Genomic DNA, 12,085 nt, shown 5'->3' with positions numbered 1-12,085 from the left:
TTAAATAGATCTATAATGTATAATTTCTAGTTTTTTTGTCAATAGTTTCAGATAGTATAAATTTAAGTAAAATTAGAGCATGTTATACATATATGTGATTTTTTAATTTTATTAAAAGTTATTTAATTTAGTGTATAAAAACTATAGTATATCATTATAATAATGTTTTATTTAAAATATTAAAATTAAGGATTATTTAGAATTGGTTTGCATATATGTATAGAACTTATTAGCAATAATATATTCATATATTATGTTAATTTTGTAATTTTGCAGATATTTATTTTGTGTCAATATCTAATATTCATAAAAATGTAGTGTTATATTTAAATACAGTGATTAAATTTATAGTAATTTTATAAAAATTTTTTTTGAGTGTTTAAATATTTTTTTTGAGAAATACATATATTTTATATATCAAAAAAAAATTGATAAAAATAATTCTTAAGTTAAACATAAATAATAAACATAATCATAAATAAGAGATTTATAAGGTTTTTAATATTATTGCTAATAATTTTACAAAGATTATAATATATAATTAATGTCTGTGTGTTAAGAAAAATATATATATTTCTAATATATAATATATTAACTGTTAAAAAATTTTTTAATTTATCAAAATTAAGAATTTCTTTATGACAAAACCATATGTAAATATATTAATGATAAATATATTAATCCTATATATATAAATTTCATGTTTAATATAACATTTATTATTTGGTGTAATATCTAATTTGGATAAACAAAATTTTTTTAAAAATATTACATAAAAATGTAAAATATGAACAAATCAAAATTTATATTTTGAATAGTGTTTATATTATGTTATAAAGAATTTGATGTATTAAAATTTTAATATTTTATTTAAAGTAAAAATTTATTATAAATAATAATTATTACAATACTGCGAATAACACCAATTAAATATATTCAATATGAATTTTAATTTCAGTAAATATCCTGTATTAGATTTAGTGCAGAATCCTATAGAATTAAGGAAATTGTCTGAGGATGATTTAATAAAATTATGCGATGAATTACGTCAATTTCTTTTAAACAGCATAAGCAAATCTAGCGGACATTTTGCATCAGGACTGGGGACAGTGGAACTTACTATTGCTTTACATTATATATATAATACTCCATTTGATTATTTAATTTGGGATATTGGTCATCAAGCATATCCACACAAAGTTATTACGGGGCGAAAAGAACGCATTTACAGTATTAGAAAAAAGGGTGGTTTACATCCTTTTCCATGCCGTGATGAAAGTGAATATGATGTGTTATCTGTAGGGCATTCTTCTACCTCTATTAGTGCAGGATTAGGATTGGCGATAGCTGCAGAGAGAGAAAACCTAGGTCGACACACAGTATGTGTTATTGGAGATGGGGCAATAACTGCAGGCATGGCTTTTGAAGCAATTAATCATGCTGGATATATAAAACCTAATTTATTAATTATATTAAATGATAATAAAATGTCCATTTCTGAAAATGTAGGGGCGTTAAATGCTTACAGTACTTGTATATCTAAACCAAAATATTTTTCGTTAAAATCAGATAATAAAGATATATCTGTTAATTATTTTTATAGAAAAAAATTTATTAAATATCTTAATAAGAACGTTAAAAATAAAAAATCTTTATCTCTATTTTCTCAGCTTGGTTTTTCTTATATTGGTCCGGTTAATGGTCACAATATGGGAGAATTGTTATTGGTTTTAAAAAATATACGCAACATGCGTAAAGGTCCTAATTTTTTGCATGTTATTACTAAAAAGGGTTGTGGATATAAACCAGCAGAAAATGATCCTATAAAATGGCATGCGGTTCCAAAATTTAATTTAGATCAAAAAGATTCGTCATATCTTATAGATTCAAAAAAAATTAATAATACAACATATTCTTCTATTTTTGGTGATTGGATATGTCAAGTTGCAGCTAATGATAAAAAAATTATTGGAATTACTCCTGCAATGAGAGAAGGTTCAGGTATGAGTGAATTTTCTAAAAAATACCCAAAACAGTATTTTGATGTTGCTATTGCTGAACAACATGCTGTTACCTTTGCTGCTGGATTAGCTATAGCTGGTTATAAGCCTATTGTTGCAATTTATTCAACATTTTTACAAAGAGCATATGATCAAGTAATTCATGATATAGCAATTCAAAAATTATCTGTATTATTTGTTGTTGATAGAGGAGGGATTGTTGGTGAAGACGGTCAAACACATCAAGGCGCGTTTGATTTGTCTTATTTACGTTGTATACCAAATATAATAATAATGACTCCAAGTAATGCGAAGGAATGTCAATTAATGTTATATACGGGATATAGTTATCAAGATGGTCCTAGTGTTGTACGTTATCCAAAAGGTCCTGCTGATTTATCTGATGAAATTATAGATGATGTTAAATCATTATCGCCTATTCCATTAAGCAAGGGTGTAATAAAGCGAGAAGGACGCTGCATTGCTATTCTTAATTTTGGCGCTTTATTGAAATCAGCTTATGATGTTGCGTTAAAACTGAATGCTACATTAGTAGATATGCGATTCGTTAAACCGTTAGATAAAAAATTAATACGGTATGTTGTTAAACATCATAAATTCTTAGTGACTTTAGAAGAAAACGTTATATTAGGTGGGGCAGGTAGCGGAGTAAATGAGTATCTTATGAGGAATAAGTTTTTAACGCCGGTTTTAAATATTGGTTTTCCTGATTCCTTCATTCCTCAAGGTTCACGATTAGAAATACTTGCGGATTTAGGATTAGATAGTATTGGTATTTACAATAAAATTATAGATTGGGCGTGTTAATTTTTATTTTTATGTATTTAAACATAAAAATAAGGGTAGCTTTATATTTTTAATGTAATAAAAGTAGTATTAATTATATTTAAAATTTTTTAAGATTCAGTATCTATGATACTATATAATGGATCATTGTTTATGTATTTTTTAAGTAAAATGCCTAAATAAAATTATTAAAAACACTGAAATAACACCAGCTACTATATCATCAAAAATTATTCCAAAACCCCCTTTGATTGTACGGTCGCACCAAGATATTGGCCAAGGTTTGGTTATATCGAGTATTCTAAATAATGTAAACGCAAACATTATATAATACCAATTATTTGTTGGTACTATAATCAGAGTAATCCACATACCAAGAAATTCATCTAAAACTATAGATTTATGATCGTGTATTCCAATTATTTTATTTGTTTGATTGCAAAAATATGTACCTATTATTATTCCAATTGTTAAAAAACAAAAATAAAATTTATATGAAAATAATTTTACTAATATCCACCATATAGGTATAGCGAATAGTGATGCAATACTGCCAGTGGGTGTTTTGGGGATCGTACCGATTCCAAAACCGGTAGCACATAAATAACAAGTTTTAGTAAATTTTTTAGTATTCAATAAATCACGTAACATAATCTGTATTACCGATATGTAATATTATTAATAATTTAATTAAAATTAATTTTGTATTAAGTGTTATTTAACATTGTTGTTTTATTGTGTAAAAAAATTTTTTTAGTTATTTTATCTAAAACGCCGTTGATAAATTTGTGACTTTTTTCAGCGCCAAATGTTTTAACAAGTTCAATAGCTTCATTAATAACAACTTTGTGTGGTATGGTTGATTGGCATTTTGTAAGTTCAAATAAAGCAATTCTTAATACTAAATGTTCAATATATCCTAATGTATTTAAATTTCTAGAAAGAAATGGAATCATCAACTGATCGAGTTCTTTAGAGTAATTTATTACGCCTGTATATAATGTATGAAAATAAGATGTATTACAATTTTGTATATTTTGTTCTACTAAAATATGTAATTCTACTGAATTAATATCATTTTGAGATAATGTCCAAGAATATAATGCTTGTAGCGCGCATTCACGCGCACGTCTACGACTAATTGATTTCAAAAATATTTCCTATATAATAGATAAAAGTAATAAAAAATTCACTTTATTTTAAGTGAATATAAAAATATTACTTTTTAAGTAATTGTATGATATTAATCATTTCTAAAACAGCTAAAGCAGATTCTGATCCTTTGTTATTAGATTTTATACCTGCACGTTCTATAGCTTGTCCTATATTATCTGTAGTTAATAATCCGCAACCAATAGGTAATGTATGATTTATAGAAATTTCAGATAATCTGAGATTACATATTTTTTCGAGTAGTTTGAAATGTGTAGTAAATCCTTTTATAATTGTTCCTAGTGTTATTATTGCATCATATTTATTTTCTGTAGCTAATAATTTTGCGATTAATGGCAATTCGTAAGCTCCTGGAACCCATATTATTTTTATATGCTCTTCTTTTACGTGCCCTATTTTTTTTAAGATATCTAGGGCGCCTTCAAGTAGATTATTATTAATAAAACGATTGACTCGTGCAACAATTATAGCAATCTTAGCATTATTTACTATCATAGTATTACTTTCAATAATATTCATAATTAGGGTCCGAATTAATTTATATTTGTATTAAACATCATATCATAATATTATTACTTTTAATAAATTATGTATTTTTTGGCATTAATCTTAAACGTAGATCTGATCCAATGATTTTGATATCAATTAATTTAAATGATTTTATATCATTAAGGCACTTAATATTTGGTAATAAACATAATGGTCGAGCATCGGAACCTAAAAATTTTAGAGCTTGATATAAGATAAGTTCATCAACTAATCCTATATTTAATAGAGCACCAGAAAAAGTAGCACCTGCTTCTACCCAAATATTATTAATTTCATGAATTTGAGTAATTTTTTTTATAAGTTCTATTAAATTTATATAGTATTGTCCATGATAGCACATTGAAGAAAATAATAGTTGTTCTACTGAGGAAGGCCAGTTTAAATGATCTTTTTTTAACCTAGCTAATAAAATTTTACCTTTATATTGTATAAAACGATGTGTTGGGAGCACTCTATTTGCACTATCTATAATTATTCTTAATGGTTGCCGAATTTGATTTTTTCCATATGTATGTTTCATAGTTTTTGAAAAACATGTCCAACGTACATTTAATTTTGGATTATCTGCAAGAATAGTACTCGCAGTAGAAAGAATTGCATCACTTTCTGCTCGAAAATTTTGTACATCTTGTCGAGATTGAATAGAAGTAATCCATTTACTTTCTCCAGAAGACATAGCCGTTCTCCCGTCTAAAGAAGCAGCTAATTTCAATTTTATCCATGGTAATCCAGTTCGTACACGTTTCAGAAACCCTTTATTTATTGATTCAGCTTCTGATAACATCAGACTGTGTTCCACTTGAATTCCTGCTTGTTGTAGTAAATGTAATCCTCTACCTTTTGAGCAGAAATTGGGATCTAACATAGCTATAACAACTCGTTTTATCCCCGCATTAATTAATGCAGTAGTACATGGAGGTGTTCTCCCATAGTGACTACATGGTTCTAAAGTAACGTAAGCTGTAGCACCTTGTGATAGATTTCCAGCAACACGTAATGCGTGTATTTCAGCATGAGCTTCTCCAGCTTTTATATGATATCCTTCTCCTACAATTTTATTATTACGAACTATAACGCATCCTACATTAGGATTTGGTGTCGTAGTAAATCGCCCTTTCCATGCTAATTGAAACGCTCGTGTTAGGTATATTTTATCTCGAGCTTTGGTTGTTGTGGTGTTATTCTTCATAGTATTATGAAATATTAAAAACTAATTTATTTTTAGGTCAAGATTTTATCAAGAAAATAATTTTTTGTATCAGAAATAGTGTATATTTTATTTGTTGTTGTATACATTAAAGATAATATTTAATTATTTATATATATTTAGTATTAAACTATGGTATTTTTATTAAATGTTTTATAGTGTAAGTGATTCACTAATGCTACATTTCAAATGTAATAATTATAGTTATTAAACTTTTTAAGTATATATTTATGTTGTAAATAAATTTAATAAAATGTTATTTATTTTAATAAATTTATTAATTAGATAATAATATTATCTAATTTATTTATTTTCAGAATTTTAGGTAATGTTTATTAAAACATGATATATAATACTAATTATAATTAGTGCAATGATTTTTATCATATGTTATAAAAATAACGTTTCTTTTAAGAAAAATTAATAAATTTATTATTATTTTTTAAATATTGTTTTTGAGTAATAAAAATTAAATTATCAAATAAATATACTAATTTTTAATTATAAGTATTAATAATATTGTACTATTTTATAGTAAATTGTTAATTTTATATAATGCATTGCATTAATAGACAATATTTATACTTTATAAATATTATGATCCGTATATATTTAATTTTTTGAAATTAATTTGTTTCTAAAACATATTATTTGTTTTTTAAGAAAATTTTTTAATATATTACATTTGGCTTCTAATATCAAAATGTAGTCGTCCTATATATAAAGTTATGTAATTTTATTAAATTATTAAAATGTGATCAAATTACAAGTATATAATCTGATGCTTGCATATTTTTATGATTAATTTTTTATAGATTATATATGTATGAATTGCATAGTAGTCTTTTACTAACAAGTAGAAATGATATTTTTCTTGTATAAATCTATAATTTAGTCACTATTTTATTAATGTGAAAATTAATTTATTATTGCTAATACAGAATTGTAGATTATTTCAAAAAATTTTTCCCCGAAAAATGAACAGAGTAAATAGTTTGTGTGATTTTGTAGAATTTATTTATTTTTAATAAATTATTATATAATAGTCATATGAATATTTATTCTAATAGATTTATTATCAAAATTTTTAGATCGATATTATTTTTGATTGTAATAAAAAATAATATTATTTTTTCAATAATTAATCAAAATTTTATTTATAAAATTACACAATAAAATATTGATTATAAATTACACAATGTTAATATCTCTTATACAGGAGATAATTTTACATTTTTATAAATTTATTGCATCGTGCAGATATAAATAAATATCATTAACTATAATGATTTCATTGTGCCTTTAGGAAGAATAGTTGTGACACAATCTTTTTTAATAAGAATTTCATTACCATTAACATTATTTTTTTCATTAAGAATAATGAAAATATAACCTGTTTCTGTAACTTTAATAACGCGTCCTACTAATCCACCGTTTGTTAATATTTCGTCACCTTTAGCAATGGAATTTAATAACTCTTTATGATTTTTAGTACGTTTTTGCTGGGGTCTAAAAATCATAAAATAAAATATACCAGCAAATACTATTAACATAATTATTAATGAATATGGATTGTTTTGTATGTCTGCATTAGTTTGAGCCCAAGCATTATGAATAAACATATTTTAAATTTCTCCTATTGTGGGAATATTTTATTAATACATAAAATAGTTTAATTAAACATAATTAATATTTTTATAAAAAATTTTAACAAAATTTTTTAGTGATCTTGTTTTTATGGAGTTACGTAATTTTTTCATTAAATTTTGATAATATCTTAAGTTGTGAATAGTATTTAAGCGTATACCAAGAGTTTCTTTACAACGATCTAAATGATGTAGATATGAACGATTATAATTTTGACAAGTGTAACAATCACAATATGTGTCTAACGGAGAAAGATCCCGTTTGTATTGAGTATTTCTAATTCTAATGATGCCGTTAGAAACAAATAAATATCCATTACGAGCATTACGTGTTGGGAGCACACAATCAAACATATCAACTCCATGTTGTACCGCTTCTATTAAATCTGTTGGTTTACCTGCGCCCATTAAATAACGTGGTTTATTTATAGGTATTATTTTACATACATGAGATAATATACGATGCATATCTTTTTTAGGTTCACCAACTGATAATCCGCCAATAGCGTATCCATCAAAACCAATATTTGTTAGTTCCTTTACTGCAATATTTCTCAAATTTTCATACATACCTCCTTGAATAATACCGAATAACATATTTTTATTATTTAATCTATCAAATTGCATGCGACTACGTTCAGCCCAATGTAGGGATATTTTTAATGATTTTTTAACGTAATTCAAAGTATTAGGATAAGCGACGCATTCATCAAATATAGTTACAATATCAGATTGTAATATATGTTGAATTTCTATAGAAGTTTCTGGGGTTAAAAATACATAATCGCCAGTTTTAGGATTTTTAAAATATACACCTTGTTTTGTAATTTTACAAATTTTATTTAAACTAAATATTTGAAACCCTCCAGAATCTGTAATAATTGGATTAGTCCAATTCATGAATTTATGTATACTACCATGTAATTTTATAATTTTTGTTCCCGGTTGTAACCACAGATGAAAGGTATTACTCAAAATTATTTGGGTGCCACAATTTTTTAGTTCTTCTGGTGTTAATGTTTTTATAGTGCCGTGTGTACCTACCGGCATAAATGCAGGAGTGTTTATTGTACCATGTTTAAGTATGAGTTTACCTGCTCGGGCATATCCATCTGTTTGTAATATTTGAAATGTCATATAGTATGCAGCCTAATTGATAATTATCGGTGAATTAAATTTAAATATATTATGAATTACATCTTTATTTAATTAAATAGTTAAACAAAAAGTAAAGTAATTTTTACACATATATATTTATTTGGGTAATATAAAAAATATGTTTATTTTAATAAATATTAGATTTTAAATAAATAAAATTAAAATAGATACGTATGTTTATTGAAAACATTAAATTTTAATAGTAATAATTTTTAATTAAATATAATTTAATATTATTAAATGTGAGTTAAAATTGATGAATTTTTTAATTGTTATATATGATTTAATATATTTAAACGTTAGTGCAATATTAAATACACATATGATTATAGTATTATAGTGAATAATTATATGTTGTTAATTTAGTTTCAACTAATATTAGATTGTTTTAATATAACAATATTTTACATTTTATATAGTGTGTATAAAATATTTTCGAAACATTTTAATATACTCATTAAGATGTCTATTTATATAGAAAATATTTCATGTTGTTTTATTTATATCAGTATTTTTATATGTTATTAAATATAGTTTATATTAACAGTATCATGTATGTTAATAACACTTTAGGTTAATCTAAATAATTATTATCAAAATAATTACATAGAATTCATTGTGTTTATATACAGGTACAATTATTTTAAAATCAGAATTAATTGATGTTTGATTAGAATATAATAAATTTTATAAAAAATAATTTTGTATATCGCATGTTTTATTTTTATTAAATTTTTTAATTAAATATTTATGTATTTAAATACATAAATTTATGTAATGTTTTTATTTATAAAAAAATATAGATTTTAAATAATAATTTTTATTATATTATTATATGATAATACTATTAACATAGTATATAATACAGTGAAGATTGATTACATAACGTAAATAATATTTTCTAAATTTTAGGATATTTTCTGTTAGGAATTGGATATTTTAAGAATTAGATTTTTTAATATAAAAGTTGAGGAAAATTATGATTTTAGTAAGTCGGCGTGCTCCTGATTTTACAGCTTCTGCTGTATTAGAAAACGGAGAAATTACGGATAATTTTAATTTATTAAATTATATTAATAATAAGGAAGCAGTAGTGTTTTTTTGGCCTATGGATTTTACTTTTGTTTGCCCCTCAGAATTGATATCCTGTGATAAACGTTATTTAGAATGGAAAAACCGGAATATAGAGGTTATTGGGATTTCTGTAGATTCGGTATTTGTTCATAGCGCTTGGAGACAAACCCCAGTTAATAAAGGAGGCATAGGATCTGTACGATTTATTATGGTGTCTGATACAAAACGCGAAATTATTAAATCTTATGGAATAGCACATCCAGAACAGGGAATAGCGTTGCGTGCGTCATTTTTAATTGATAAACTAGGAGTAGTACGTCATCAAGTAATAAATGATTTACCGTTTGGTAGAAATTTTGATGAAATGATTCGTATGGTAGATGCATTAAAATTTCATGAGAGTCATGGTTTATTATGCCCTGCACAATGGAATAGAGGCAAATCAGGCCTAAAAGCATCACAAAAAAGTGTAGAACAGTATCTATCTGAGAATTTTTCTCAACTCTAATTAATAGAAGATAATAATCATTTATTAGATTTTTTAGATAGAATGTTTTAGGAGGTTTATTTGAGTGGTTTTAAATGGACATTCAAATAATAAATGGAACTAGTTATCATAATATATATATTATGAATTGATAAAAATGCCGATAATAGGATTCGAACCTATACCCTTCGCATTACGAATGCGCTACTCTACCTTGTGAGTTATATCGGCATATTGTGATGATTTTAGCATATTAAAATAATATTTAAATGATTTCTTATATATACCAATACCGATTCTTGTACCTAAACTCATTATACTTGAGATTTTTTTATAAAATTCTGAAATTATAAACAAATAAAACGTTTCTTGCTGTATCTCTTCATAGGATTCTAGTAGTTAGAAACTAAGACACTATACGTATTTATATAGCAATATTTATTGCTTTAGTTGACATTTCTTTTTCAATAATCAGAATAAGCAAATGAATTATTTTAATGTGAACTTCTTGAATATGATCCAGATAACTTGCGTGTGGCATATAAATTATATGGTTTACATATTTTAAAAAATTATTTTCTTTATTTTTTTTTCCTGTTAAAAAAATTGTCTTCATTTTTTTATTATGTGCTGATTTTATGGCATTTAAAATATTAATTGAATCTCCAGAGGTAGAGATAGCTAGCAGTATATCTTCTTTATTCCCAACAGATTCAATATATCTAGAAAAAACATGTTCATAACCAAAATCATTACTGACACATGATAAATATGATGGATCAGAAATTGCTATTGCTGCGTAGCCAGAACGGTTATTTCTATAACGTCCAGTTAATTCTTCAGCAAAATGCATAGCATTGCAATGTGATCCGCCATTACCACATGATAATGCCTTGCCTCCTTTTTTAAAGGCATTAGCAATAAGTTTTGCTGATGATATTAATACATTAATATTATCTGGGATATCAGAAAATTGTTGTATTATTTTTATAGTTAAGCCAAATTCATTATAAATTAAATCATGATACACAATAAACCTCATTAGTTAATAATAAGTAACATACTGTCTAGAGATAAACTATTTTGACAAAAAAACATATTTATTAATTTAATTGTATAAGACAACGAAATCTATAAGATTCATTGTAACCAGTTTGTAATATTAAATCAACATTGTTTAATATGAAATTTTCACTCTCTCCAGATGCAACATTTATGTATTTTTTGCATATCATCTAAATAATTTTCATGGTTTAATTTTTCTTTTTCATCAGCGTAGATAATCTTTAATGGAGTGATTTTGGGTGACTTTATTACAGTATTTGTTGTTTTAAAGTTTTTTTCATTATTATTTTCTGCATTTTCATGAATATTTTCAGTGAAATTTATTTCAATTTGTTTTTCATTCATACATAAAAATACATTGGCTAAAGTTTCTGCGTCAACTAATGCGCTATGCAAGTTTTTTCGTATATTGCTGATGCGATAGCGTTCACACAATGCATCTAAACTATTGCGTTGTCCTGGAAATTTTTTACGAGCTACTTTTAAACTGTCAATTATAGTGCAGTAATGCTCTATATTTTTTGTATTTTTGTCGCAAATTTTTAATTCTTGATTGAGAAATCCTATATCAAACAATGCATTATGAATAATTAATTCGCTATTTTTAATAAATGTTAAAAAATTTTCTTTTATTTCTGAGAAATTAGGTTTATTGATTAAAAATTGATCACTAATTCCGTGTATTTGAAAAGCTGCCATATCAATTGTGCGATTTGGATTAAGATATGTATGAAATTTTTTATTAGTTATACGACGATTTATTATTTCGACTGCTCCAATTTCAATAATTCTATGTCCTGTATAATGTGCACCAAATTTGTTCATTCCAGTAGTTTCAGTATCTAAAATAACTTGTCTTTTTGTATTAATAATCATAGATTTAATTTATATTAAATTAATTTATTTTAATTTATATTAT

Annotated in this window: 10 protein-coding genes and 1 tRNA gene; 2 read left to right on the top strand and 9 right to left on the bottom strand. The window is 24.7% G+C overall.

The window, feature by feature from the left end:
- The first annotated feature begins 941 nt into the window (after nt 1-941).
- On the top strand, nt 942-2,828 hold the full coding sequence (dxs, locus tag M9405_RS01095) for a 1-deoxy-D-xylulose-5-phosphate synthase (protein WP_250223436.1): 1,887 nt from the start codon (nt 942-944) through the stop codon (nt 2,826-2,828).
- Between the two features lie 141 nt (nt 2,829-2,969).
- Here the strand turns inward: dxs and M9405_RS01090 are convergent, their stop codons facing one another.
- The 6 genes from M9405_RS01090 to tgt all read right to left on the bottom strand — a co-directional run bounded on the left by M9405_RS01090 (nt 2,970) and on the right by tgt (nt 8,519).
- Entirely contained in the window at nt 2,970-3,458 is a 489-nt protein-coding gene (locus tag M9405_RS01090; protein WP_250223435.1) for a phosphatidylglycerophosphatase A family protein, read from the bottom strand.
- A 56-nt stretch (nt 3,459-3,514) separates the two neighbouring features.
- Nucleotides 3,515-3,958 (bottom strand): transcription antitermination factor NusB, encoded by a 444-nt coding sequence (nusB, locus tag M9405_RS01085; protein ID WP_250223434.1) that lies wholly within the window; start codon nt 3,956-3,958, stop codon nt 3,515-3,517.
- Between the two features lie 67 nt (nt 3,959-4,025).
- The gene (gene ribE / locus M9405_RS01080; RefSeq protein WP_250223433.1) at nt 4,026-4,499 is read right to left on the bottom strand and encodes a 6,7-dimethyl-8-ribityllumazine synthase; all 474 of its coding nucleotides are present in this window, start codon (nt 4,497-4,499) and stop codon (nt 4,026-4,028) included.
- A gap of 67 nt (nt 4,500-4,566) precedes the next feature.
- Complete coding sequence (gene ribD, locus M9405_RS01075; RefSeq protein WP_250223432.1) at nt 4,567-5,718, bottom strand: bifunctional diaminohydroxyphosphoribosylaminopyrimidine deaminase/5-amino-6-(5-phosphoribosylamino)uracil reductase RibD; 1,152 nt, start codon at nt 5,716-5,718, stop codon at nt 4,567-4,569.
- Between the two features lie 1,298 nt (nt 5,719-7,016).
- Nucleotides 7,017-7,358, bottom strand: a complete 342-nt coding sequence (gene yajC, locus M9405_RS01070) for a preprotein translocase subunit YajC (RefSeq protein WP_250223431.1) — start codon at nt 7,356-7,358, stop codon at nt 7,017-7,019.
- A gap of 54 nt (nt 7,359-7,412) precedes the next feature.
- Nucleotides 7,413-8,519: a tRNA guanosine(34) transglycosylase Tgt gene (gene tgt / locus M9405_RS01065; protein ID WP_250223430.1), complete on the bottom strand. Its 1,107-nt coding sequence runs from the start codon at nt 8,517-8,519 to the stop codon at nt 7,413-7,415.
- 1,000 nt (nt 8,520-9,519) lie between these two features.
- On the opposite strand from tgt, the gene M9405_RS01060 reads away from it, so the two are divergent.
- Nucleotides 9,520-10,122: a peroxiredoxin C gene (locus tag M9405_RS01060; protein ID WP_250223429.1), complete on the top strand. Its 603-nt coding sequence runs from the start codon at nt 9,520-9,522 to the stop codon at nt 10,120-10,122.
- Between the two features lie 137 nt (nt 10,123-10,259).
- Here M9405_RS01060 and M9405_RS01055 read toward each other — a convergent pair.
- The 3 genes from M9405_RS01055 to dnaQ all read right to left on the bottom strand — a co-directional run bounded on the left by M9405_RS01055 (nt 10,260) and on the right by dnaQ (nt 12,042).
- Nucleotides 10,260-10,332, bottom strand: a tRNA-Thr gene (locus M9405_RS01055).
- A gap of 193 nt (nt 10,333-10,525) precedes the next feature.
- Nucleotides 10,526-11,131 carry a D-sedoheptulose 7-phosphate isomerase gene (gene lpcA / locus M9405_RS01050; protein WP_284345877.1) on the bottom strand — a complete coding sequence of 202 codons (606 nt, stop codon included), beginning with the start codon at nt 11,129-11,131 and terminating at the stop codon, nt 10,526-10,528.
- 161 nt (nt 11,132-11,292) lie between these two features.
- Nucleotides 11,293-12,042, bottom strand: coding sequence for a DNA polymerase III subunit epsilon (gene dnaQ / locus M9405_RS01045; RefSeq protein WP_250223428.1), 750 nt, complete (start codon nt 12,040-12,042; stop codon nt 11,293-11,295).
- Nucleotides 12,043-12,085: the final 43 nt, after the last annotated feature.

Origin of the sequence: Candidatus Blochmannia ocreatus (assembly GCF_023585745.1) — a bacterium.
GTDB classification, from domain to species: domain Bacteria; phylum Pseudomonadota; class Gammaproteobacteria; order Enterobacterales; family Enterobacteriaceae; genus Blochmanniella; species Blochmanniella ocreatus.
The sequence above is the reverse complement of the archived record's forward strand: the minus strand, read 5'-3'. Positions and strand labels throughout refer to the sequence as shown.

Excerpts from the sequence above, each read along its gene's own strand:
- dxs (WP_250223436.1), top strand. The coding sequence starts at position 942 with ATGAATTTTAATTTCAGTAAATATCCTGTATTAGATTTAGTGCAGAAT.
- M9405_RS01090 (WP_250223435.1), bottom strand. The coding sequence starts at position 3,458 with ATGTTACGTGATTTATTGAATACTAAAAAATTTACTAAAACTTGTTAT.
- ribE (WP_250223433.1), bottom strand. The coding sequence starts at position 4,499 with ATGAATATTATTGAAAGTAATACTATGATAGTAAATAATGCTAAGATT.
- ribD (WP_250223432.1), bottom strand. The coding sequence starts at position 5,718 with ATGAAGAATAACACCACAACAACCAAAGCTCGAGATAAAATATACCTA.
- yajC (WP_250223431.1), bottom strand. The coding sequence starts at position 7,358 with ATGTTTATTCATAATGCTTGGGCTCAAACTAATGCAGACATACAAAAC.
- tgt (WP_250223430.1), bottom strand. The coding sequence starts at position 8,519 with ATGACATTTCAAATATTACAAACAGATGGATATGCCCGAGCAGGTAAA.
- M9405_RS01060 (WP_250223429.1), top strand. The coding sequence starts at position 9,520 with ATGATTTTAGTAAGTCGGCGTGCTCCTGATTTTACAGCTTCTGCTGTA.
- dnaQ (WP_250223428.1), bottom strand. The coding sequence starts at position 12,042 with ATGATTATTAATACAAAAAGACAAGTTATTTTAGATACTGAAACTACT.